This window comes from Vreelandella piezotolerans (assembly GCF_012427705.1).
GTDB lineage: Bacteria > Pseudomonadota > Gammaproteobacteria > Pseudomonadales > Halomonadaceae > Vreelandella > Vreelandella piezotolerans.
This window is the reverse complement of the sequence record NZ_CP048602.1, coordinates 1,513,644-1,537,630: the sequence shown is the minus strand read 5'-3', so window position 1 is coordinate 1,537,630 and position 23,987 is coordinate 1,513,644. Positions and strand designations below refer to the sequence as shown.

22 protein-coding genes are annotated in these 23,987 nt (G+C 61.2%); 11 read left to right on the top strand and 11 right to left on the bottom strand.

Annotated features, from left to right (window positions below):
• Nucleotides 1–3 precede the first annotated feature (3 nt).
• The 7 genes from GYM47_RS07055 to cobT are packed head-to-tail and all read right to left on the bottom strand — an operon-like array spanning nucleotide 4 to nucleotide 5,465.
• A complete protein-coding gene (locus tag GYM47_RS07055) occupies nucleotides 4–447 on the bottom strand; it encodes a bifunctional adenosylcobinamide kinase/adenosylcobinamide-phosphate guanylyltransferase (RefSeq protein ID WP_139528191.1) in 444 nt (147 codons plus the stop codon).
• Nucleotides 399–1,052, bottom strand: coding sequence for a histidine phosphatase family protein (locus GYM47_RS07050; RefSeq protein ID WP_153844084.1), 654 nt, complete (start codon nucleotides 1,050–1,052; stop codon nucleotides 399–401). Before GYM47_RS07050 ends, GYM47_RS07055 begins: the two co-directional genes overlap by 49 nt.
• A complete protein-coding gene (gene cobS, locus GYM47_RS07045; protein WP_153844083.1) occupies nucleotides 989–1,765 on the bottom strand; it encodes an adenosylcobinamide-GDP ribazoletransferase in 777 nt (258 codons plus the stop codon). Before cobS ends, GYM47_RS07050 begins: the two co-directional genes overlap by 64 nt.
• A complete protein-coding gene (locus GYM47_RS07040) occupies nucleotides 1,762–2,325 on the bottom strand; it encodes a bifunctional adenosylcobinamide kinase/adenosylcobinamide-phosphate guanylyltransferase (RefSeq protein WP_139528194.1) in 564 nt (187 codons plus the stop codon). Before GYM47_RS07040 ends, cobS begins: the two co-directional genes overlap by 4 nt.
• A complete protein-coding gene (cobD, locus tag GYM47_RS07035) occupies nucleotides 2,309–3,400 on the bottom strand; it encodes a threonine-phosphate decarboxylase CobD (RefSeq protein WP_153844082.1) in 1,092 nt (363 codons plus the stop codon). Before cobD ends, GYM47_RS07040 begins: the two co-directional genes overlap by 17 nt.
• A complete protein-coding gene (gene cbiB, locus GYM47_RS07030; RefSeq protein ID WP_153844081.1) occupies nucleotides 3,397–4,392 on the bottom strand; it encodes an adenosylcobinamide-phosphate synthase CbiB in 996 nt (331 codons plus the stop codon). Before cbiB ends, cobD begins: the two co-directional genes overlap by 4 nt.
• Nucleotides 4,389–5,465, bottom strand: a complete 1,077-nt coding sequence (gene cobT, locus GYM47_RS07025; RefSeq protein ID WP_153844080.1) for a nicotinate-nucleotide--dimethylbenzimidazole phosphoribosyltransferase — start codon at nucleotides 5,463–5,465, stop codon at nucleotides 4,389–4,391. Before cobT ends, cbiB begins: the two co-directional genes overlap by 4 nt.
• Nucleotides 5,466–5,741: 276 nt before the next feature.
• Here cobT and edd point away from each other — a divergent pair, with 276 nt between their 5' ends.
• From edd to GYM47_RS07005, 4 genes are read left to right on the top strand one after another with little or no spacing between them, the layout of a single operon-like run.
• Entirely contained in the window at nucleotides 5,742–7,631 is a 1,890-nt protein-coding gene (edd, locus tag GYM47_RS07020; protein WP_153844079.1) for a phosphogluconate dehydratase, read from the top strand.
• A complete protein-coding gene (glk, locus tag GYM47_RS07015; RefSeq protein ID WP_153844078.1) occupies nucleotides 7,631–8,596 on the top strand; it encodes a glucokinase in 966 nt (321 codons plus the stop codon). The genes edd and glk overlap by 1 nt, the downstream gene beginning before the upstream one ends.
• Before the next feature lie 15 nt (nucleotides 8,597–8,611).
• Nucleotides 8,612–9,481: an aldo/keto reductase gene (locus GYM47_RS07010; RefSeq protein WP_153844077.1), complete on the top strand. Its 870-nt coding sequence runs from the start codon at nucleotides 8,612–8,614 to the stop codon at nucleotides 9,479–9,481.
• 53 nt (nucleotides 9,482–9,534) lie between these two features.
• On the top strand, nucleotides 9,535–10,500 hold the full coding sequence (locus GYM47_RS07005; RefSeq protein ID WP_153844076.1) for a carbohydrate kinase family protein: 966 nt from the start codon (nucleotides 9,535–9,537) through the stop codon (nucleotides 10,498–10,500).
• Nucleotides 10,501–10,521: 21 nt separating this feature from the next.
• Here the strand turns inward: GYM47_RS07005 and GYM47_RS07000 are convergent, their stop codons facing one another.
• The 4 genes from GYM47_RS07000 to zwf all read right to left on the bottom strand — a co-directional run bounded on the left by GYM47_RS07000 (nucleotide 10,522) and on the right by zwf (nucleotide 15,079).
• Nucleotides 10,522–12,003, bottom strand: coding sequence for a glycoside hydrolase family 32 protein (locus GYM47_RS07000; protein ID WP_153844075.1), 1,482 nt, complete (start codon nucleotides 12,001–12,003; stop codon nucleotides 10,522–10,524).
• A gap of 210 nt (nucleotides 12,004–12,213) precedes the next feature.
• Nucleotides 12,214–12,876 (bottom strand): bifunctional 4-hydroxy-2-oxoglutarate aldolase/2-dehydro-3-deoxy-phosphogluconate aldolase, encoded by a 663-nt coding sequence (locus tag GYM47_RS06995; RefSeq protein WP_139528203.1) that lies wholly within the window; start codon nucleotides 12,874–12,876, stop codon nucleotides 12,214–12,216.
• A gap of 42 nt (nucleotides 12,877–12,918) precedes the next feature.
• Complete coding sequence (pgl, locus tag GYM47_RS06990; protein ID WP_139528204.1) at nucleotides 12,919–13,584, bottom strand: 6-phosphogluconolactonase; 666 nt, start codon at nucleotides 13,582–13,584, stop codon at nucleotides 12,919–12,921.
• A 1-nt stretch (nucleotide 13,585) separates the two neighbouring features.
• Nucleotides 13,586–15,079, bottom strand: a complete 1,494-nt coding sequence (zwf, locus tag GYM47_RS06985; protein ID WP_139528205.1) for a glucose-6-phosphate dehydrogenase — start codon at nucleotides 15,077–15,079, stop codon at nucleotides 13,586–13,588.
• A 324-nt stretch (nucleotides 15,080–15,403) separates the two neighbouring features.
• On the opposite strand from zwf, the gene malE reads away from it, so the two are divergent.
• The 7 genes from malE to trkA all read left to right on the top strand — a co-directional run bounded on the left by malE (nucleotide 15,404) and on the right by trkA (nucleotide 23,973).
• Nucleotides 15,404–16,591 (top strand): maltose/maltodextrin ABC transporter substrate-binding protein MalE, encoded by a 1,188-nt coding sequence (gene malE, locus GYM47_RS06980; RefSeq protein ID WP_153844074.1) that lies wholly within the window; start codon nucleotides 15,404–15,406, stop codon nucleotides 16,589–16,591.
• Between the two features lie 63 nt (nucleotides 16,592–16,654).
• Nucleotides 16,655–18,214, top strand: coding sequence for a maltose ABC transporter permease MalF (gene malF / locus GYM47_RS06975; protein ID WP_139528207.1), 1,560 nt, complete (start codon nucleotides 16,655–16,657; stop codon nucleotides 18,212–18,214).
• A gap of 10 nt (nucleotides 18,215–18,224) precedes the next feature.
• Nucleotides 18,225–19,115, top strand: coding sequence for a maltose ABC transporter permease MalG (malG, locus tag GYM47_RS06970; RefSeq protein ID WP_153844073.1), 891 nt, complete (start codon nucleotides 18,225–18,227; stop codon nucleotides 19,113–19,115).
• A gap of 182 nt (nucleotides 19,116–19,297) precedes the next feature.
• Nucleotides 19,298–20,785 carry a TrkH family potassium uptake protein gene (locus tag GYM47_RS06965; protein ID WP_153844072.1) on the top strand — a complete coding sequence of 496 codons (1,488 nt, stop codon included), beginning with the start codon at nucleotides 19,298–19,300 and terminating at the stop codon, nucleotides 20,783–20,785.
• Nucleotides 20,786–20,796: 11 nt separating this feature from the next.
• Nucleotides 20,797–21,888 carry a sensor histidine kinase gene (locus tag GYM47_RS06960; protein WP_153844071.1) on the top strand — a complete coding sequence of 364 codons (1,092 nt, stop codon included), beginning with the start codon at nucleotides 20,797–20,799 and terminating at the stop codon, nucleotides 21,886–21,888.
• Nucleotides 21,878–22,603 carry a response regulator gene (locus tag GYM47_RS06955; protein WP_153844070.1) on the top strand — a complete coding sequence of 242 codons (726 nt, stop codon included), beginning with the start codon at nucleotides 21,878–21,880 and terminating at the stop codon, nucleotides 22,601–22,603. The genes GYM47_RS06960 and GYM47_RS06955 overlap by 11 nt, the downstream gene beginning before the upstream one ends.
• Nucleotides 22,600–23,973: a Trk system potassium transporter TrkA gene (gene trkA, locus GYM47_RS06950; RefSeq protein ID WP_168444443.1), complete on the top strand. Its 1,374-nt coding sequence runs from the start codon at nucleotides 22,600–22,602 to the stop codon at nucleotides 23,971–23,973. The genes GYM47_RS06955 and trkA overlap by 4 nt, the downstream gene beginning before the upstream one ends.
• The last annotated feature ends 14 nt before the right edge of the window (nucleotides 23,974–23,987 follow it).

Genomic DNA, 23,987 nt, shown 5'->3' with positions numbered 1-23,987 from the left:
TGGTCAATTTGCTGACGCGCCTTTCAGCGCTTGTACCAAGCCGTGGCGCACGTACCACACCTGCTCGGCGTGAGCGGCGGCGTCCTGGGTGAACCAGCCGCTCAAATCCCGCAGGCGGCGCTGGTGGCGGGCCACTGGGACGAGGCCACGCCCCAACTCATTGGCAATGATCACCAGCGCGACGTTCTCTGCGGCGGCGGCTTGCTCGAGGCGCTGTAAATCTTCCCGCCACTGGGCGCGCCACTCGTCGCTGCTGATGTCGGAGTCCAGCACCGCGGTCAGCCATTCAAATAAGCCATGTAACACCAGTGGCGTGTTGGGCAACATGACGTGAGAGACCTCGTGAAGACGCTGGCCAGGCGCTAGGCGCCACCACACCGCGCCGGGAAAGCGTTGTTTTACTGCGTCGCGCTTACCTGCGCTGGCACCGCCAATGAACAGTTGCATTGCCATTCTCCTTTTCCGTCCTCACCTGCTTGATACGCGAGCTGCCAGCGCCGTCCCTGGGCTTGATGCACGATTCCCTGCCAAAAATCGAGGGTTTCGAAACGGCGGCGCAATTCACGAATCACGCCGCCGTGGGTCACTACCAACACTTTTCGATAGCCGTGTTGCCGAGTATGTTCCGCAACATCGTCGAGCCAGGCATCCAGCCGTTCGCGCAGTTGGCCAGAGGATTCGCCACCGGGAATTTGTAGCTCTCCGGCGCTATCGATCCAGGCATGATAGTGCGGTAGTTCTTTTAATTCATCGTAAACCTTGCCTTCGTACTCGCCAAAATCGAGTTCCCGTAAGCGCCGTTCGGCGTAGACGGGAACCCCCGGCTTGGCCGCCTGGGACCAGGCCAGGGTTTCTTGGCAGCGGCCTAGGTCGCTGGCGTAAATGGCGTCGAAACGCTCATCGGCCAGGGCCGCGCGCAACGTTAACAGCCCCTCCTCCGCCTCAGGAAACAGCAGCGGAATATCCCGCTGGCCTTGGTAACGGCGCTCTAGATTCCAGGCGGTGATACCGTGACGAACTGCCACCAGCTCCACATTAAGATCAGTAGCCAAAGCTCTCCTCCTTCGATGGTGGCGCCGACCATATCGCCGTTGATGCCGTTAAACGAGCGCAGCAGTGCTCTGCGTACCAGCGCTACCCAACATGCCAGCGCTGCCAGCCACAGCGCGGCTAACGGCCAGAGCATGGCGAGCGGGATCAGCGGCAGGAGCGCCACGCCTACATCGCGGCGTCCCAACGACTGCTGCCATCTCCAAGCCAGGCCGCGCGAGTGGGCGCATGGGGTCAGCACGAGCAGCGCGACGCCCGCCCAGCGCCCCAGTGCGGGTACTACCGCGAGCCACCACAGCGGCGCGTGATACTGCAGCAGCGCCCAGAGCAGCACGCCCTTCCAGGCCAGCAAAAACAGCAGCGCCAGCATACCGAAGCTGCCGATTTGCGGGTCTTTCATGATTTCCCAGCGCCGCTGCAACGGCTGGTTGCTGCCCAGCGCATCGGCCAGGTCCATTACGCCATCCAGGTGTAGTCCACCCGTGAGCCCCACCCACACGCTGAGCAGTACCAGCGCACTGATCGGCGTGGGCGTTTGTACGTGCTCTAACAGTAACGCGGCCAGCGCGAGCAAACCGCCGATCAGCAGGCCGACGAGCGGATAGGCACGAATGGCCCAACGGCGGGTGGCGGGCGTCCAGGGGCACGCCACCGGTATGGGTAACCGAGTCAAAAATTGCAGGGCCAGCAGCCCACCATAAAGGACGTTGTTCACGTATTGGCGCCCGCTTTCCACTCGATGCCCTGGCCTGCGACCACCTCGATCACGCTATCGGACTCGACGGCTAACCAGCGGTGCAGCATTTGCAAAAACTCGACATAACGCTGCGTATGGGTGTCGTTAGGCAATGGCGCTTCGTTGAGATCATTGGAGACGACGACGAGGGTAATGTGTCGCGCCCGGGCATCTTGCAAACAGCGCACCAACAGCGAAAACCCTTCGGTGGTAGAGAGCGGTGCGTGCGCGTCGTCGGCGTCGAACATCACTTGGCTGGCCCAGAGTGTAAGACAATCGAGCAAGGCGGCATGCCCGTTGGGCACTCGAGCGATGGCTTGATCGATGGCCAGCGGTGCCTCCAGCGTTACCCACGAATCAGGCACACCCTGGGCATCCCGATCGGCTCGATGGAGGGCGACCCGCTCAGCCATCTCGTCGTCGTATACGTTAGCGGTCGCCACGTAAAAACACGGTTGACCGTTGGCAGCTTGCAGCACGTACTGTTCAGCAACGTGACTCTTACCGGAGCGCGCGCCCCCACTAACGAACACAATCATGTAACACCTTTAACAATCGATCATTTGCCGAACCATCGCGCACTGCCAGCCGCAACCAATCACCGTCGAGCGCTGCAAAGCTGTAGGTATGTCGCGCCAGCATACCGTGATGCAGCAAGCGTTCAAGCAGCAGCGCGCTGGAAAGCCCGCGCTGGCACAACGCTGGTCCCGGCCGCACCAGATAAAAGCAGCTTTGGCTGGGCACGACATCTAGCCCCGCGTGTGTCAGCGCTTGGCCCAAACGCGGCTGTTCCCGCGCCAACCACTGCCGCGTGCGCTGGGCAAAGGCCGTATCCGCCAACAGCGGTGCAACGAGCTCGGCGGCAAGATGATTGACGCTCCAGGGCGGCTGATGGCATGCCAGGGCGGCAACGTGCTCGGCACTCGCCAGCACGTACCCCAGGCGCAGCCCGGGCAGGGTGTAAAACTTGGTCATGGAACGCAGCAGTATTAGCTGCGGGTAGCGCGCCAACAGCGGCGTGAGCGGCTCGGCATCGAGGGCGAGATCGATGAACGCTTCATCCACCGCGAGCGTTGCCGTGGTGGGCATGCACGAGAGCAAACGCTCGATCTCCACGGCGTTGACCAGCGTGCCGGTGGGATTGTTGGGGCGGCAGAGAAAGATCACATCCGCCTGTGTGACAGGCTCGTCCAACGCTGCCGTTTGTAGGCCGAAACGGGGGGCCTCTAGGGCATGCTCCGTTACCACTAACCGATGCGCGGCACAGGCTCTGGCATATTCGCCAAAGGTTGGCGTCACGATCAGCCCGCGCTGGCCTGCATGAAGGGCAGCGGCCAAAAAAATGGCGTCTGCTCCGCCGTTGGTGAGCAGTACTTGCTCCGGCGCCACGCCTTCGTGTTCGGCAATGGCACGCCGCGCGGCGCGGTAGCTGGGTTCCGGGTAGCGGCTTAACCCACTAATACATTCAACCAACCAATCCGCCACCCAGGGCGGCGGCCCCAGCGGGTTGAGGTTCGCGCTCACGTCCTCGAACGAGTGATCCGCAGGTAACCTAAAGCGTTTGAGCAGCGCCGCTGCGTCGCCGCCGTGGTCGGGCCAGGGAGCCGTGGTCATTGCAGCCCCCAGAGAAACGCTAAGAGCACGAGGAATGCGAAAAACAGCAGCCACCCGCCGTGCATCAGCCGTAACGTCATGGAAATATGCGCCACGGTGAGCGGTATTTGCCCGCTTCCCAGCGTTGCCCGGAGGGAGGCCACACCCTGATACATATTCGTGCCGCCCAGCTGCACGCCCAGCAGATTCGCCACCATCGCTTCCGGCCACCCGGCGTTGGGACTGGGGTGGCGCGGCGCTTCCCGGCAGGTGGCGGCCAGCGCACCCCGCCAATTTGACACGGTGACGCCTCGCCCTATCAATCCCCTGCCCGCTAGCCATAAACAGAGAGTCGTCAGCCGGGCAGGCAGCCAGTTGGCGAAATCGTCGAGTTTGGCGGACGCATAGCCGAAATCCGCGTAGCGCTCGTTGCGATAGCCCACCATGGAATCGAGGGTGTTGATCGCTTTGTACGCCAACGCCAGGGGCGCGCCGCCGATGACGGCAAACAGCAGCGGCGAGGTAATGCCATCCACGGTGTTCTCGGCAACGGTCTCGACCGCCCCCCGGGTAATCTCGGCTTCATCGAGCGAATCGGTATCGCGGCCGACCACCATCGAAAGCGCATGACGAGCGGTAGGCAGATCCCCTCGGGCGAGCGGTTGGGCAATGGCGTTTCCGGCCTCGGCGAGCCCTTTGATGGCCAGCGTGGTGGCGAGCAGCCAAAGCTCGGCGGCGAGGCCTAGCCAGGGGTGAAGCTGAGTCAGCAGTACCAACACCAGCCAAGTGGCAGTGAACGTTCCCAGGACGATCACCGCCGTCAGTAAAAAGCCCATGGCACGGCGACGCTGGGCACTGCCTCGGTTCCAGCGCCGTTCTAGCGCGCTGATGCCCCGACCGATGATCACCACCGGATGCGGCAGCACGCGCGGGTCGCCCACGATGAGATCGACGACGATGGCCAGCGCGACCAGCGCCACCGAGGCGGACAGCCAACTGCTAAGCGGGCTCATACTCCGCTGCTGCTCACGCCCGCCTTATCAAAGGTGGCCATGTCGCTGAGCATCGAGGCGGCGGCCTGTATGAGCGGGAACGCCAGCGCAGCGCCGCTGCCTTCCCCCAAGCGCATACCCAGTGCCAGAAGCGGCTCGGCGTCGAGAGCCGCCAGCGCCGTGGCATGGCCCGGCTCTTCGGAGCGATGACCAAAAATGAGATAGCCGCGCGCCTCGGGGCAAAGGCGACACGCCGTTAACGCAGCGACGGTGGCGATGAAACCATCGACGATGGCGGGTAGCCGGTGGGCGGCTGCGGCCAAATAGGCGCCCGTCATGGCGGCCATCTCCAGCCCGCCGAGTTTGCTGAGTACGTCTAACGGATCGTCGGCGTGGGCTTGGCGGGCGCGTAGCGCCTGCTCGATCACCGCCACTTTATGCGCCTGCTGGGCACTGCTTATCCCGGTCCCCGCGCCGACCACCGTCGCCACCGGCACCTGGGTAAGTGCCGCGAGCATGGCGCTGCTCGCGGTGGTGTTGGCAATGCCCATTTCACCGACGATGACGCTCTTCGCGCCCTGGCCCGCCAAGCGCTCTACCGTGTCGGCACCTACGCCGATGGCGCGCTGGGCTTCTCCCTGGCTCATCGCGTCTTCCCGCACCATGTTCGCCGTACCGGCGCGCACCTTGGCATCGACCACGCTGGGCAGGGCAAGCGGTGACGCCACCCCCACATCGACCACGTCGACCTGAGCGCCTATTTGGCGCGCGAAGACATTGATGGCCGCGCCTCCCTGGGCGAAATTCGCCACCATTTGAGCGGTCACTTCCTGGGGAAACGCCGAGACGCCCTCGTCGGCCACGCCGTGGTCGGCGGCAAACACGGCAACACCAGGCGGAGAGACGAGCGGTGTGCGCTGTCCGGTAATGGCACTCAACTGAATGGCGAGCGTTTCGAGCCTGCCTAAACTGCCGGGAGGTTTAGTCAGCGTGTCGAGATACGCGCGGGTACGCTCACCCTCGGCGTTATCTACGGCGCGAATGCGCGCCAGAAGTGACTGAAGTCGCTGTTCAGCGGTCGGCTCGTTGTCCATCACAATTCTCCACAGGCAGGTGGCGCAAAATGGTAGCAAAACCAGGGCTGCTATACTTGCGCTTTAACCATGAAACAGGCGCTTGCAAGCCACTTTTATCCATCATTCATCAAAGCATCATCTTCAACGGTGATGGTCGTCACTCATCAGAGTAATAAAACTACAACTTAAGCTATAAATAGCGATTTTATTGCCGTAAAGTCTCTTATATCGACGCCATAAGATGTAAAATAACTACAAGTTCGACTCACCGTCTCGACACATGCAGAGGTCTCTATGCCTGGTTCAACATCCGCTACACTCCATCCTACGGTTGCCGAGGTGACCCAACGCATTCGTGAGCGCTCTGCCGAGCGACGCGCCCTGTACGAGCGCCGCATGGCCGACCAGCACAAACGCGGCGTGCACCGCGCCGAACTCTCTTGCGGCAACCTCGCCCACGGTTTCGCTGCCTGCAGCGTGCAGGAAAAAAACTCCCTGAAGCTGATGAACAGCGCCAACCTAGGGATCATTTCTGCCTACAACGATATGCTCTCCGCCCACCAGCCGTTCGAAACCTTCCCGGAAACCATCAAAGCGGCTGCCCGTGCGATGGGCTCTACTGCGCAGTTTGCCGGCGGCGTCCCCGCCATGTGCGATGGTGTGACCCAAGGCCAGCCGGGCATGGAGCTGTCGCTATTCTCCCGCGATGTGATTGCCATGGCCACCGCCGTGGGCCTGTCGCACAACATGTTCGATGCCGCGCTTTACCTCGGCGTGTGCGATAAAATCGTACCGGGCCTGTTTATCGGCGCGGCCCGTTTCGGTCACCTTCCCGCCATGTTCGTCCCCGCAGGCCCAATGCCGAGCGGCTTGCCGAACAAAGAGAAAGCGCGCATTCGCCAGCTCTACGCCGAAGGCAAAGTAGGCCGCGAAGAGCTGCTGCAAGCGGAGTCCGACTCCTACCACAGCCCCGGCACCTGCACCTTCTACGGCACCGCCAACTCCAATCAGCTGATGATGGAAGTGATGGGCCTGCACCTGCCGGGTACCTCGTTCGTCAACCCAGGCACCGAGATGCGCGAAGCGCTGACCCGCTACGCCACCGAGCAGGCCATTCGCAACACCGAACCCGGCGGCGAGTACCGCCCGTTCTATAAGCAGATCGACGAGCGCGCCATCGTCAACGCCGTGGTCGGCCTGCTGGCCTCCGGTGGTTCGACCAACCATACCATGCACCTGATTGCCATGGCGGCCGCGGCAGGCATTACGCTGAACTGGGATGACTTCACCGACCTGTCAGCGGTCACCCCCAGCCTGATGAAGGTGTACCCGAACGGCCAAGCAGACATCAACCACTTCCAGGCAGCGGGCGGCATGAGCTACCTGTTCCGCGAGTTGTTGGGCGCGGGCCTGCTCCACGGTGACATTCCCACCGTGTTTGGCACCGACCTGACCGCTTACACCCAAGAGCCCTTCCTGGAAGATGGCAAAGTGGTCTGGCGCGAAGGCCCGGAGAAGAGCCTGGACGAAGACGTGCTGCGCCCTGTGGCCACGCCCTTCGCCCCCACCGGCGGCCTGACCGTGATGAAAGGCAACCTGGGCCGTGGCGTCATCAAAGTCTCGGCCGTTGCCGAGGAGCACCGCATCATCGAAGCGCCGGTGAAGATCTTCGAAGACCAGAACGAGATGAAAGCGGCGTTCGAGTCGGGCGAGCTGGACCGCGACGTGATCGTCGTCGTGCGTTTCCAAGGTCCCAAAGCCAACGGCATGCCCGAGCTGCACAAACTGACACCGTTCCTGGGCGTACTCCAGGATCGCGGCTTCAAGGTAGCCCTCGTCACCGATGGCCGCATGTCCGGCGCCTCGGGCAAAGTGCCCGCCTCTATCCACATGAGCCCGGAAGCGCTCGACGGCGGCCCGCTGGCCAAGCTGCGCGATGGCGACGTGGTGCGCCTGGATGCCAACGCCGGTACGCTGGAAGCCAAGGTAGACGCCGCCACCTGGGCCGAGCGTGAGCTCGTTGTCGCCAATTTGGACCACTACCATGTGGGCCTGGGCCGCGAGCTGTTCTCGGGCTTCCGCCACCTCGCCATGCGCGGTGAAGAGGGTGCAGGCTCCCTGGGCGGCTTCGAAGCCGACGATCTCGCTCGTCAAGAAGGTCAGATTTTTCAAGAGGACGCCTGATGCGACCGGCACTCATCGGGGACATTGGCGGCACGAATGCTCGCTTGGCGCTGGTCACGCCGGGCGAGGTCACGCCCCACGACATTCTTAACCTGCCCTGCGCCGATTACCCCGGCGTGATCGAGGCGATTCAAGACTACCTCGCTCGGGTAGGCGCCACGGGCGAGAACGCGCCCAAAGAAGCCTGCCTAGCGTTCGCCTGCCCGGTACATGCCGAGCGAGTGAAAATGACCAACAACCATTGGGATTTCATGAAAAGCGACGTTCGGCAGGCGCTGAATTTGTCGCTGTTCAAGGTCATCAATGACTTCACCGCCCAGGCGCTGGGCGTGCCCCATGTGGGTAAAGACGATCTCGTCGAAGTTCAGTCGGGGACGGCGCAGTCGCACTCGACCCGCTTGGTCATCGGCCCCGGGACGGGGCTGGGCGTGGCCGGCGTGTTCCCCGGCCAGCACGCCTGGATTCCGCTACCCACCGAGGGCGGCCACGTCACCTTTGCCCCCACTGACGCCACCGAGCGCGCACTGCTGGATGTATTTTTAAAGCGCCACCAGCGGGTGAGCGTCGAACGCATTTTATGTGGTCAGGGGCTGCTTGAGCTGTACCAAGCGCACTGCACCCTGGAAGGCCAAGCGCCTCGCTGCGAGACGCCTGCCGAGGTGACCCAGGCGGCCAACCAGGGCGATGCCATCGCCACCGCCACGCTGCTGCGCTTTTTGAAGATTCTCGGTGACGTATGCGGCGATGCCACCCTCACCATGGGTGCCCGAGGCGGCGTTTACCTCTGCGGCGGCATTCTGCCCCGCCTGTTGGACTGGCTGCCTAAGTGCGAGCTGCGCGCAAGCTTCGTCAACAAAGGGCGGATGGGCGGGTATAACGCCGATATTCCGGTGTGGATCGTGACACATCCATGGACCGGCCTGTTAGGGGCCGCCGAAGCGCTGCATAACGAAGAAGTCTTTTAACGAATGGAAAACACCATGGCTGCCGTTACGTTTGACGTGCCTTTTGTACTCGGCATGATGCGCCTGCATGAAGCGCAAGAGATGCACCAAGCGAGCCAGTTGGCCGACTGGATCGAAGCTAGTCTAGAGCAAGGGTTACACTGGTTCGACCATGCCGACATCTACGGCAATGGCGCCTGCGAAATGCTGTTTGGCCAAGCCCTGCGCGCCCGCCCGGCGCTGGCCAAGCGGCTGAATGTGGTGACCAAGGCCAGCATCGCCAACGACAATCCGGCTCCAGGCTCCGGTAAGGTCAAGCACTACAATGCCAGCCCGGACTACCTTGGCCGCGCCATTGACGATGCGCTGGGCCGCTTGGGTGTCGAGCGTCTGGATCACTTTCTAATTCACCGCCCGGACCTGTTGATGGACGCCGCCGCGACAGGCCGTGCGCTGGATGACGCCATCGAGGCGGGCAAAATCGGCGCGGCGGGGATTTCCAACCATCTGCCCAGTCAGTGGCGCCGACTGCAACGCCATATGCACCACCCGCTACGCGCCAACCAGATCGAGCTTTCGATTGCCCATAGCGCGCCGCTGTTCGACGGCAGCTTCGACGACCTGAACGCCGATGACCAGGCGCCCATGGCGTGGTCGCCGCTGGCGGGCGGCCAACTGATGCAGGGCGAGGTCAGCCGCGTGCTGAACCGTTTGGCAGGCGAGCTGAACGGTACGCCCGGCGCGTTGGCGCTGGCCTGGCTGCGCACCCTGCCCGGCCGCCCGGCACCGGTGGTGGGCAGCGTGAAACCGGAGCGTATTGCCAATATGCTGAACGGCCCGGAAACGCTGCCCAGAGACGCCTGGTATGAACTGCTGGAGGCCGGCCGCGGCCACTGCGTCGCTTAGGCTCGCTAGCGCGCCCACTCAACATCAATGCCAATAATGACAAGGAACGACCTATGACGCCGGTGATTGCTTTCGGTGAAGCCTTGATCGACATGCTCTCGAGCCGATTGGGCGATGACACGGGGCCGGAAACCTTTACCCCCTACGCGGGCGGCGCGCCCGCCAACGTCGCAGTGGCCTGCGCGCGCCTCAACGTACCCAGCCAGTTTTTGGGCATGGTCGGTGACGATACCTTTGGGCACTTTCTCATTCGTGAGCTGAAAAGCCACGGCGTGGATACCCAGGGGGTCGTGCTCACCCAAGAGGCGCGCACGGCGCTAGCCTTCGTCTCTCGCGACGCCAGCGGCGAACGCACCTTCGACTTCTACCGCCCGCCAGCAGCGGACCTGCTCTACCGCCTGGAGCATCTGCCCCACGGCGTGTTCGAGCAGCCCGCCATCGTGCACCTATGCAGCAACAGCCTGACCGACCCCAACATTGCCGAGACCACCCTCGCGATTGCCGCCATGGCCAAGCGTGCAGGCTGTCTGGTAAGCGTGGATGCCAACCTGCGCCACAACCTGTGGGCAGAGGGTGCGGCAGATCCTTGGCTGGTCACCGAGCTGGTCGATAGCGCCGAGTTGGTCAAAGTCTCTCTCGAAGAGCTGGACTACCTGCGTGGCGACCATCCACCAGAGGCGTGGTTAGCCGAGCGCATGGCAGCAGGTGTCAAAGTGGTCGTCGTCACCGATGGACCCAACGATGTCGCGCTCAAAGGCGTCGGTATCGACCAAACCGTGACGCCACCCAGCGTGACGGCCGTCGACACCACCGCCGGTGGCGATGCCTTCATTGGCGGCTTACTGGCCGAGCTTTCCCGCTACGGCATCAGTGAGAACTGGCATCAGGACAGCGCGTTTCTCACCCGCGCGGTGGACATTGCCTGCCGCTGCGGTGCCCACGCGGTCACCCGCCCCGGCGCGTATGCCGCCCTGCCCACCCACACCGATATCGAAGCCCTGCGCGGCTCGGCAGGCTAGCACTCAGCGTCGTCGAGGCCGCTACTCGACGACGCTTTGGATGACCCCTTCCGCCACTTCCACCCGCCCGCTGACGACGTCCAACGTCACCGGCTGACGGCGATGATCGACAAAGCTAACCTGAGTGATGCTGCGCTGTTCGGTGGCCCCGTCGACCAACATTTCCAGCGTGCCGTGATCGCACCACCACGTTACCGTCACCGTTAACCCATCGACGCTGCCCGCCGCGTGGTCGCAGGCAAAGTATTCGTCGAACGCGGCCTGCCCAATACGTCCCTGCCGCTCGTAGTGAAGTAACGTTTCGGCATCGCTTGCGGTCAGCCACAGCCGCTGCTGACTCCCCTGCTGCAGCGACAGCGCCAGCCTCGTGCCCGCTTCGAGCACCAGCGTCAGCTGACCGTGAATGACCTCCCCGTCGGGCACGACAATGCAGTGCTCCCCGGCCGTTTGAAGCGTGCGCGGCGATAGATGACAAGGGGCGCTCAGCACTTGCCCTGCTTCGCGAGCAAAGCGCTGTCGTAACCGCACCCCACGGGAAGTCGCGCGCAGTGTCAGCTCTCGCGGCAGGCTCATGGTGCCCCGCCAGCCCGTTTCGGGAGCCTGGTTGGCGTACTGCCAGTTGTTCAACCACGCCAGCGCAAGCTGCCGCCCGGGGGTATTCGACCAGCTCTGCACCGCGTAGAAATCCCGACCTTCGTCCATCATCAGCACGACGTCGGCAGTGTTGTCATTGGTGAAACGCTGGCCGTCGAACGCGCCGATGAAGTACTGGGTCAACGAGCCAAACGGGTTATCCGGCGTGGCGCCAATGCCCACCACCAGCACCCAGCGGGTGGCGGGCTCATTCGGTCCTGCGCCGTCCACCGGCAGCTCGAACAGGTCCGGGCACTCCCAGGGGTGCTGGGTGTGAGCGCCCTCGCCTTCGCCAAAGGCGCTGGCGAACTGCCACGCCAATAGGTCGTGGGAGGTATAGAAGTGAATCGCCTGCCCACAGGCCAGCGCCATTACCCAGCGCTGGCTAGGTCCATGCCAAACGACTTTAGGGTCGCGGACGTCTTTAAACCCAGGCGGCGGCAGAACCGGATTACCCGCGTAGCGCTGCCAGGTACGGCCCTTGTCACGGCTGTACGCCAGGCACTGGGACTGCTGGTAATCCTCCGGGTCACCGGAGAGCACCTTATGGCAGGTGTAAAACGCCAGGAGCCCCGGCTGGCCCTCGAACAGCCCCGTCACATCGTGCTCATCCACCACGGCGCTCCCCGAAAAGCAGGTGCCGTCTTCGTTGGGCGCCAGCGCGATGGGCAAATGCTGCCAGTGGCACAGGTCGCGACTGACCGCATGCCCCCAGTGCATCGGCCCCCAGACGGTGCTGAACGGGTGGTACTGATAAAACAGATGGTACTCGCCCTCGAAAAACACCAGCCCGTTGGGGTCATTCATCCATCCCATCGGCGGGGCAAAATGCATCGCCGGTCGCTGGGGCTCGAAATCCGCTAACGTCATGCTTGAACCTTGAGTTAATCGGTCAACTTAATCGTTTAAGTTAGCGTATCACGCCTGTTAACTAACGGAAGCATCCCCTTTAGGTGTAGATGTAAAAAAGCCCGAGCATGTCGCCATGCTCGGGCAAACGTCTTGCTCACACGACCCGACATCAGTGAGGCAAGTGACGAGAGTGCTCGGTACTGTGTTTTACATAAGTGGTGGAAACGTTTAGTGGTGGAAACGCTCCGCAGCTTGGCGGGCCAGTTCGCGGATGCCGTCCCAATCTTCGGCATCGACCATTGCTTTCGGCGTCAGCCAAGAGCCGCCGACACACATCACGTTCGGCAGCGAGAGGTAGGAGTCGGCGTTGTCGACCGTGATACCGCCCGTGGGGCAGAAACGCGCCTCGGGGATCGGTGCGCCGAAGGCCTTGATCGCTTTGGCACCGCCGCTGGACTCAGCGGGGAAGAACTTGAAGCGGCGGTAGCCGTATTGCCAGCCAGTCATCAGCTCAGAAATGGTAGAAACGCCCGGCAGCATCGGCACGGGGCTCTCTACGCCGTAGCGGTAAAGCGCTTCGGTGGCTCCTGGCGTAACGACGAAATCAGCGCCGACCTGTTCTGCTTGGCGATACTGGGCAGGTGTGAGTACGGTGCCCACTCCAATGCTGGCCCCCGGCAGCGCCTCTTTCATGCGTTTGATGGCGTCTAAGGCGCAGTCGGTACGCAGGGTAATTTCCAGAACGGTCAGGCCACCTTCGACCAGCGCACGGCCCAGCGGCACGGCATCTTCCAGGCGCTCGATGGTGATCACCGGGATCACTTCGGCTTTCAAACAGATGCTGTCCAGCTCGGCGGTGCGCGTTGAGGGTAACTGTTTATCGATGGTCATCAGTGAGTCTCCAAGCAATTTGTTATTGGCGAAGGCGGTTTATTAGGGCGCCCAGTAAATCGCCAGCGGGCAAGATAGAAACGCGCGAATCGGCAGCGTGCGAACGTCGTCGCCGCCCATGGCGTTGGCCAGTACGGCGCGCTTGTCGTCACCCGTGATATGCAGAATGTGGCGTTTCGCCTGGTGCAGGCGGTCCGCAGAGAAAGTAATGCGCGGCTGCGGCTGGCTGGGCGTACGCACCGCGACTAGCGGCTCATCCGTAGAGAGCGCCAGCCCCAGCTCTTGGCTATCGGGGAACAGCGAGGCCGTATGACCATCGCCGCCCATGCCCAAAATCACCACGCTGGCAGGCCAGCTCAAAGCCGCGGTTTGCTGTACCACGGCGGCCACCCCTTCTTCCGGCGTACCATCGTTGCTAGTAAGTGGCACGAAGTTAGCGGCCGCCGCCGGGCCTTGCAGCAGGTTGTCGCGCACCAGTTTGGCGTTGCTATCGCTGCTCTGCTCGTCGACCCAGCGCTCGTCGGCCAGGGTGATATCCACCCGCGCCCACGCCAGTGGCTTTTGCGCCAGCGCTTTGAAGAACGGCACCGGCGTCGAGCCGCCCGATACCACCAGCAGCGCACGCTCCTGGTGCTCCAGGTCTGTCGCCAGGGCTTGATAAACGGCTTCGGCTAGCTGCTCGGCCAGCGCTTGTCGTGTATTGCTCATCTCAATAATCCTCGTACCAGCTGCGACCATCCTGGGTGATCATGGCAATGGAGGCGACCGGCCCCCAAGAGCCTGCCGGGTAGCGGCGCGGTGGGGTATCGCGTGATTTCCAACCATCGATGAGCTGATCACACCAGCGCCACGCATGCTCCACCTCGTCCCGGCGGACGAACAGATACTGCTGGCCTTTCATGACCTCCAATAGCAGGCGCTCGTACGCATCCGGGATACGCGATTTCGGGAACGCGCTGTTGAAATCCAGATGTAGTGGGCCAGGGCGCAGGCGCATGCCCTTGTCTAGACCGCTATCCTTGGTGAGCACCTGAAGGGCAATGCCCTCTTCTGGCTGCAGGCGAATGATCAGTTTGTTGGAGGCGATGCCGCGCTGGTCCGGATCGAAGATGTAGTGAGGCTGCTGACGAAAGTGAATGACGATTTGCGAGAGTTTTTCCGGCATCCGCTTACCGGTACGCAGGTAGAACGGCACGCCCGCCCAGCGCCAGTTGGACACTTCGGTTTTCATGGCCACGAAGGTTTCGGTTTGGCTCTGGGTGTTGGCCCCCTCCTCTTCCAGGTAGCCCGGCACGGCTTGGCCGTCGCTGGTACCGGCAATGTACTGGCCGCGCACGACGTCACGCCCCAGCGATTCACCGGTAAACGGTTTCAGCGCCTTGAGCACCTTCACCTTCTCATCGCGGATGGCATCGGCATCCAGGTTCGAGGGCGGATCCATGGCGATCAGGCATAGCAGCTGTAGAAGGTGGTTCTGGACCATATCGCGCAGTTGGCCCGCATCATCGAAATAGCCCCAGCGCCCTTCGATACCGACTTTTTCGGCGACGGTAATCTCGACGTGGGAAATATGATTCTGATTCCACTGGGTGCCAAACAGCGGGTTGGCAAAGCGAAGAGCAATGAGATTCTGAACCGTCTCTTTACCCAAGTAGTGGTCGATGCGGTAGATGCGCGATTCGGGGAACACGGCGCCGATGGCATCGTTGATCTCTTCGGAAGAGGCCAGGTCGTAGCCAATCGGTTTTTCCACCACGACGCGGGTATCGTCATCCAGACTGTTACTGGCCTGGAGATTGCGGCAAATGTCGCCGTATATGCGCGCCGCCACCGAGAGATACACCACCATCGGGCGCTTTGAGCCTTCGCGCCACTGGCGAATGGCGTCATAACCGTCAGCGGTAGCGAAGTCGAGCTTGAGATACTCCAAGCGATTTAAAAAGCGCTCCAGACTCGCCTTGTCCTGCTCCTCTTTCTTCAGACGCTTCTGCAGCGCGCCACTGACTAGCTGGCGAAACGCAGCAGTGTCATGCTCCTGACGCGCCAGCCCCATGATCCGCGTGCTTTCGGGCATCAAACCTTCGCGGTCAAGATGATACAGCGCGGGAAACAGCTTGCGCATGGCAAGGTCGCCAAGCGCCCCGAATAGCGCCAGATCGATCGCGTGATTGGGATCGCCCAGCGGGGCATGTGACTGGCTCATCTCAGCTCCTGTTTATAATTAGGTCATCTGATGTAGTTAGATTACCTAAAATCTATCTGATGTGAGGCATTATACGCAATAATTCGTGTAATTTTACTACAAAATATTCTCGCCTGCTGCCCTTTCCGGTTGGTTTTACAGCGGTGATGCCGAGCCCTGGTCACCTATTCTTCTACCTTTACTCTACGCCCCTTGGATACGCCACCCCTCCTCCCCCCTAGGATGAGGTGACCTCGTACGTAATTAGCGACGCTGACCGTGAACAAAGCACGTCGTATGAGAACGTGCACGACAACAACAACGTCATAACGAGGTACGCACATCATGGCAATGGTTCGTCCATTTTTCACGCCGCTGCTCGCCGCTACGCTAGCGGCCACTGCCACACTCCCCGCCCTAGCCTTCGAAGATGACCGTTTGACCATCTGGATGGGCGACAATAAAGGCCAGGAAGGCATCCGCGCAGTGGCCGATCAATTCCTGGAAGATACCGGCATCGAGGTGGACGTCGTGTTTCCCGACAACCTGACCGACCGTTTTCAGCAAGCGGCAGGCAGCGGTCAAGGGCCGGATATCGTCATTTGGGCCCATGATCGCATGGGGGAATGGGCGCAAAGCGGTCTGCTCAAACCGATTGCGCCCAGCGACAGCTTCCGTGAAGCGTTTTACGACTTCACCTGGGAGGCCGCACTATGGAATGGCGAGACCTACGGCTACCCCATTTCGGTGGAATCGCTGGGGCTGATTTACAACAAAGCGTTGGTAGAAACGCCGCCTGAAAGCTTTGCCGAGTTAATGGAGCTAGACGCCACGCTCTCCCAAGAAGGCAAAAAAGCCATTTTGTTCGATTACAGCGAACCCTACTACGGCTGGACGCTGCTGGCAGCCAACGGCGGCTACCCGTTCAAACAGACCGACAGCGGTTATGACGTCAGCGATATCGGCGTCAATAACGAGGGTGCCTTGCAAGGGGCTGAGCTGCTGGTCGAGTTGATCGAGAGCGGCGTACTGCCCCGCGGCACCGACTACAACCTGATGGATACTCGCTTCAACCAAGGCGAGGTAGCGACCATGATCAGCGGCCCTTGGGCGTGGCCTAACCTGGAGCGTAGCGGCATCGAATACGGCGTCGCCCTGCTACCCAACGTGGGTGACGAGCGAGCCAAGCCGATGTTCGGCGTGATGACCGCGATGATCAACTCCGCCACGCCCAACGACTTCCTGGCGGTAGAGTTCTTGGAAAACTATTTGCTGAGCGAAGAGGGTATGCGCACGTTCAATAGCGACGGTTCGCTCGGCGCGGTAGCGCATATCGATTACCAGGCAGAGCTGGCGGACAACCCCAACATTGCCGCGACGCTAGAGAACGCCGAAGTGGGCATGCCGATGCCCAACATTCCTGAAATGGGCGCCTTCTGGGCCGCTATGGAACCCGCGCTACAGAACATTGGCAGCGGTCGCCAATCCCCCCAAGAAGCGCTGGATGCCGCTGCGCGCCGTATGCGCCAGTAGCCTCCGTTTTAGCCTCCATTGCCCGGCAGCGCCCGCTGCCGAGCAGCCTTTCAGGACGTCATCATGTACACCACTAACGCGTCTCGTGGCCTGCCCCGCCACCGCTCTCGCCATCTTACCGAACGCTATACCCGCTGGGCCATGCGCGGCGTCATTGCCGTGCTGGTGATCGCGCTACTGTGGCTGGTGCTGGCGTTTCATCTCAACGGCCAGTGGATGTTTGCTCTGCTGTTTCTGGTACTGGGCGGCTCGCTGGGCGTGGTCTTTACCAAGCGCACGCTGATGAGTCATCGCTACATCTTTCCTGCGATAGCCGGGCTTGGTGTGTTCGTCATTTTTCCGCTGCTGTACACCATCGGGATCAGCTTCAGTAACTACAGCTCTACCAATCTGCTTTCGGAAGAGCGGGTGCGCGACCAGCTCATGAGCCAAACCTATCAAGCGGAAGGCAATGCCTTTGACCTGGCCCTCTACCCCGACAGTGATTTGGTTCGGCTCTATTTGGAGAGCCAAGAGGGCCAGCGATTCGTTTCCTCCCCGCTCAATGTTGCCAATCAGGAGAATCGACAAATTGGCGTGCAGCCCGCCGATGCACCACCCGCGCAGGAAGCACTGGGCATGCGCGACATCATTCAAGCGCGCGAGGCCCTGCAAGGGCTGCGGCTAATCACCCCGGACGGCAACGAGCTGCGCATGGCGGGACTGCGCCAGTTCGCCCCCATGGTCAACCGCTACGAAGCCCGCGAGGATGGTGCGCTGTACGACCGTCGCGATGACAGGCTGCTCACCCCCGACCCAAGCATTGGTTTCTTCGTGGCTGACGACGGTGAACGGATCGCGCCCGGCTGGCCGGTCAACGTCGGCATGGCCAATTACACCCAGATTTTCACCGACCCGGACATTCGCGGTCCGTTCATGCAGATTTTCGTATGGACCTTCGTATTTGCCGCCCTCACCGTTGTGTTTACTCTGGCCGTCGGTTTCGTGCTGGCCTCTTTGCTGCAGTGGGATCAACTCAGGGGCAAGGCCGTATACCGCACGCTGCTGATTCTGCCCTATGCGGTGCCAGCGTTCATCTCGATCCTGATTTTCAAAGGGATGTTCAATCAGCACTTCGGTGAGATCAACCTGATCCTGGATACCCTGTTTGGGGTACGCCCGGAGTGGTTTACCGATCCTTGGATGGCGCGCAGCATGCTGCTGATCGTCAATACCTGGTTGGGCTACCCCTACATGCTGCTGCTCTGCATGGGCTTGATTCAGGCCATTCCGCAGGACTTGTACGAAGCCTCGGCCGTGGATGGCGGCGGCCCAATCACCAATCTGTTCAACATCACCCTGCCGCTGATCCTCAAGCCGCTCACGCCGCTGCTGATTGCTGCGTTTGCGTTCAACTTCAATAACTTCGTGCTGATTGCCCTGCTCACCGGCGGCAGCCCCGATATTTTGGGCGCCAGCACCCCGGCGGGCACCACCGACCTACTGGTGAGCTACACCTATCGCATCGCCTTTCAAGACGCAGGGCAGAACTTTGGCCTTGCGGCGGCCATCGCTACGCTGATCTTCCTGCTAGTCGCGGGTTTGTCGCTGCTCAATTTGCGCCTTTCCAAAGTAAAGGTATAGGAGGTTACCGATGCCCATGGTTCAACCCCGCTCCGTTGGCGCGCGTCGCTTGGGCGCGCACTTGGCGCTGATCTGCTTCGTATCGCTGATCGTCTTTCCGCTGCTGCTGGTGATCTCGATCTCGTTTCGAGAGGGTAACTTTGCCACCGGCAGCCTGATTCCGCAGAACTTCTCGCTGGAGCACTGGTCCCTGGCGCTAGGGATCCCTTGGGAGCGGCCCGACGGCACCGTGGTCCAACCGCCCTTCCCGGTGCTGCTGTGGCTGTGGAACTCCATCAAGGTGGCGGTGATCTCCTCGGTGCTGATTCTCATGCTCGCTACCACCAGCGCCTACGCGTTTGCCCGCATGCGCTTCAAGGGCAAAGCGCCGCTGCTCAAAGGCATGCTGATTTTTCAGATGTTCCCAGCGGTGCTCTCGCTGGTGGCACTGTATGCCCTCTTTGACCGGCTGGGCCAGTTCGTCGGTTGGCTGGGCATCAATACGCACGGCGCGCTGATCGTCGCCTCGCTGGGGGCGGTAGCGCTGCATATCTGGACGATCAAAGGCTATTTCGAATCCATCGACGGTTCACTGGAAGAGGCCGCCATGGTCGATGGCGCCAGCACCTGGCAGGCGTTTCGCTATATTCTGCTGCCGCTTTCTGTCCCCATTCTGATGGTGGTCTTCATCCTGGCCTTCGTGATGAGCATCATGGAGTACCCGATGGCCTCGGTACTGTTGGTGGACGAGCACAAACTGACGCTTGCCGTTGGCGCGCAGCAATACCTCGCCGACCATAACCAGCGTTGGGGTAACTTTGCCGCTGCCGCCGTGCTCTCTGGCCTGCCCATCACCGTGGCGTTTCTTATTTGCCAACGCTGGATTATTGGCGGTTTGACCGCCGGAGGCGTCAAGGGCTAGGCCGCCCACCGCTCGAGGGTTTCCTCGCTTGAGCATGTTGCTCATGACCGGCGCTCATCAGCGCCGGTTTTTTATGGGTAAGGTAATTTTTAGGGAAATTTTACGGACAATGTTTGATCGGCGTGGTGAGATAGCTCACCACCCTTAGGGTAATTTAGAGCGGACCCACTTAGAGCGGACTTATGGCCACGTTCCCTAGCGCACGTTACTACCAAGAGACTTACCGAAACTGGGCACAAATTTTCAAGATCATGTCGGTGCTGTGGCTGGTACTGGCTATGTTCATGACGCTGCCGCTGATGGTACTGCTCATCGAACGCGATCCCGATGCCCCTGCTTTTGCCGTCTCGCTGATCATCATTTTAAGCGCGACGTTGAGTACTTGGGCACTCACCCGCGGCGTGCCGTTAGAGCTCAAACCCTGGCAGATGTTCATCTTGACCGCCGGCAGTTGGACCAGTATCAGTGGCTTTGCCAGTCTGCCGCTCGTTCTAGGCGCTCCCCAGCTTAGCTTTACCAACGCCGTGTTCGAATCGGTGTCGGCGATTACCACCACTGGGTCGACCGTCTTGGTAGGTATCGATAACCTCTCGGACGGTTTGAAACTATGGCGCGGCTTGATGCAGTGGATGGGAGGCATCGGCATCATCGTCATGGGCATCGCCATTTTGCCGTTTCTAAAAGTGGGTGGGATGCGGCTGTTTCACACCGAGTCGTCCGATTGGTCCGATAAGGTCATGCCACGCACGGGCGGCATTGCCAAAGCCACCCTCGCCGTTTACGTGATATTGACGCTAGCGGCCATGCTGAGCTATTGGCTGGGAGGCATGCTCCCGCTGGATGCCATCGTTCACGGCATGACGTCCCTGGCCACGGGTGGCTTTGCCAACTCCGACGCGTCGTTTGGGGCCTATGCCGAGCAGCCCTGGCTGCTCTGGATGGCGAGCTTTTTCATGCTCAGCGGCGCGCTCCCCTTCGTGCTGTACATTCGCTTCATTCGCTCTTCCAAGAGCGCGCTTTGGAAAGATCAGCAGGTGCGCGGGCTGCTCAAACTGCTGCTGGCTGCCATCGTAATACTGAGCGCGTGGCGAGTCGTACAAGGCGACGACTGGTTCGTCTCTCTGACCCATGTGACCTTCAACGTCATTTCCGTGGTCACCACCACCGGGTACGCCTCCGACGATTACACCCTATGGGGCTCGCTGCCCATTGCCGCCTTTTTCTACCTGACGTTTGTTGGCGGTTGTAGCGGCTCCACCAGTGGCGGCATGAAGATCTTTCGCTTCCAGATTGCCATGCTGATGCTGCGTAACCAGCTGCGCTATCTGATTCACTCGAACGGCGTCTTTACCACTCGCTATAACCAGCAGCCGGTGACCAGCGATATCTCCCGCAGCGTGGTGGCGTTTTCGTTTTTCTTTTTCATCACCATTGCCGTCTTAGCATTAGGGCTCGCCGCGCTGGGTCTGGATCTCGTCACGGCGCTTACCGGGGCCACCACGGCAGTGGCCAACGTGGGCCCGGGCCTGGGCGACATCATCGGCCCCGCCGGTAACTTCGCCAGCCTGCCCGATGCCGCCAAGTGGCTACTGTGCATCGGCATGTTGATGGGCCGCTTGGAGATTTTGACCGTGGTGGTGTTGATGACGCCGATGTTCTGGCGGCGATGAGGAGTTCTATCATGACGGCACTACGACGCCTGCCTACCCTGCGGGAGTGGGCGCTGGTGGTAGGCACCAGCCTCGCGGCACTGCTAGTGGCTTGGTGGCTATTCGCTTGGCTCGCGCTAGCCAATCTATCGCTGATTTTCTTGACAGCAGTGCTGGCCTGCGCCGTCTTGGTCGGTAGCTATGCCGCCTTTATCAGCGCGCTGTTGAACTTCATCGTTTTCAACGTGGCATTTACCGAGCCCTACTTCTCCCTAGCGGTGGCCGAGCGCGAACAGCTAGTCACGCTGCTGTTCTTTTTGATCGTGGCGCTGGTCGTCGGCAACATTACTGGCGTAAGCCGGGAACGCATGCTGGCCCTCAACGCAGCGCGGCTGGCAGAGGAGCAAGAGCGGCTGCGCTCTGCGCTGCTCGCGTCCGTTTCCCATGATCTGCGCACGCCGCTGGCGTCGATCATAGGCGCCGCCAGCTCACTGCGCGCACTCGACCCGCAGCTAACAGCAAAAGATCGCTTCGCGTTGCTAGACGGTATTTTGAACGAGAGCGAGCGTTTGAATCGCTACATTCAAAACCTGTTGGACATGACGCGGCTAGGGCACGGCAAGCTTGCCATCGAGCGAGACTGGATAAGCGTCGACGACCTTGTCGCCGCTGCTCGTAAACGCTTGTCAGGAGCGTTAGCCCCCCTGACCGTGCAGCAGGTGTGGAACAGCGATCTACCTCTGTTACACGTTCACCCAGCCTTGGTGGAGCAGGCGCTCGTCAATGTATTGGAAAATGCCGCCCGCTTCTCACCGACTGGCGGCCAGATCACCATTGCGGCAGCCACCGATGAAAATGCCTGCAAGATGACGCTCACCGTCAGCGATGAGGGGCCTGGCATTCCACGCCATTTACGTGAGCAGGTGTTCGAGATGTTCTTCACCGGCAACGATGGCGACCGAAGTTTGCACGGCACCGGCCTGGGGCTCGCCATTTGCCGCGGAATGCTGGGCGCTCACGGCGGAACCGTAACGGCCACCGACGGCCTTCATGGCCACGGCACGAGTATCATCATGTCGCTACCATTGCCGACGCCGTCGCAGGAGCCTCGCCATGAGGACTAAGCCTACTCGCATTCTCATCGTCGACGATGAGCCCGCCATTCGGCAGTTCTTGCGTATTAGCTTGATATCGCAAGGTTTTTTGATTAGCGAAGCCAGCACCGGGCAACAGGCCATTCGGACGGTGGACGAAGCAGCAGGCGCCGATGCGATCGATGTCGTCCTACTGGACCTAGGGTTGCCTGACATGGATGGTCAACAAGTGCTTCGGGCGCTGCGCCAACACAGCGCGCTACCGATCATTATCGTGTCGGTGCGTGGCCAGGAGTCCGAGAAGGTCACTGCGCTGGATAGCGGTGCCAATGATTATGTCACCAAGCCCTTTGGGATTCAGGAGCTGTTGGCCCGTATTCGGGCCGTGCTGCGCCACTATCCCACCCCAAGTGAGCCATCCCGCTATCAGTATGGCGCTCTGACGCTGGACATCGACGCCCACCTGGTGACCTTGAGCGGCGAGACGATTCATTTGACGCCCAAAGAGTTTGCCGTGCTGGCGCTATTGATCGGTCGGGCGGGCCGTATCGTGACGCAAACCCACCTGTTGAAAGCCATTTGGGGTCCTACGCATCAGGAAGACACCCACTATTTACGTATCGTGGTAAGCAAGTTACGCCAAAAGCTGGGGGATGATCCACAAGCCCCCAGCTTGTTGCAGACGGAGCCTGGCATCGGTTACCGCTTCTGTGTCGAGTTCGACCGTGAGGAGTCCAATCAATGAAAATCATCATTCTTGGGGCAGGCCAAGTGGGCGCAACCCTAGCCGAGCACCTTGCCCGCGAGGAGAACGACATCACCGTCGTCGATACCGACGGCGCAAAACTGCGCGAGCTGCACACCAAGCTGGATATCCGCACGGTGACCGGCGCAGGCTCCTACCCGATCGTGCTGCGCCAGGCGGGCTGCGAAGACGCCGATATGCTGATCGCGGTGACCAACACCGACGAGATCAATATGATCGCCTGTCAGGTGGCTCACACGCTGTTTCGCACCCCCACCAAAATTGCCCGGGTCCGCTCCACTGCCTACCTGACTCGTAAAGGCCTCTTCGCCCACGAAGCCATTCCCATCGACGTGCTGATCAGCCCCGAGCAGGTGGTGACGGATCACGTGCGCCGCTTGATCGAGCATCCCGGCGCGCTGCAGGTGCTGGAGTTTGCCGGCGGGTTGGTACAGCTGGTAGCGGTGAAAGCCTTCTACGGCGGTCCATTGGTGGGCCAGGATTTGGCTTTTCTGGGCAAGCACATGCCCAACGTGGAAACCCGCGTGGCGGCGATCTACCGTCGCAACCGGCCGATCATCCCCCGGGGCGACACCATCATCGAAGCCGACGACGAGGTGTTTTTTCTCGCCGCCCGGCGAGATATCCGCGCGGTGATGAGCGAGCTGCGCAAGGTAGAGCGGGACTTCCGCCGGGTCGTCATCGCCGGAGGCGGCAATATCGGCGAACGCTTGGCGGAGCACTTGGAGCACAGCCATCAGGTCAAGATCATCGAGCACAGCCTGGAGCGCTGCACCACGCTCTCCGAGCGGCTGGACCGCACCGTGGTGCTGCACGGCAGCGCCACCAGCAAGCGGCTGTTGGAAGAAGAAAACATCGAAGACTGCGATATCTTCTGCGCGCTGACCAACGACGACGAAGTGAACATCATGTCGTCGCTGCTGGCCAAACGGCTGGGAGCGAAGAAGGTCCTCACGCTGATCAACAACGCGGCCTACGTGGATTTGGTGCAGGGTGGCGATATCGACATCGCCATCTCCCCCCAACAGGCCACCATCGGCAGCCTGCTGACCCACGTGCGCCGGGGCGATATCGTCAACGTACACTCGCTGCGCCGGGGCGCGGCAGAGGCGATCGAGGCCATCGCCCACGGCGATAAGCAGTCGTCGAAAGTCGTGGGCCGCACCATCGCCGATATCGACCTGCCCGAGGGCACCACCATCGGCGCCATCGTACGCGGCAAAGAGGTGCTGATTGCCCACGGCGATGTGAAGGTGGAGAGCGGCGACCACGTGATTCTGTTCGTGATCGACAAGCGGCGTATTCGCGACGTGGAGCGTCTGTTCCAAGTCGGGTTGAGCTTTTTTTAACAGCGGCTGGCGAC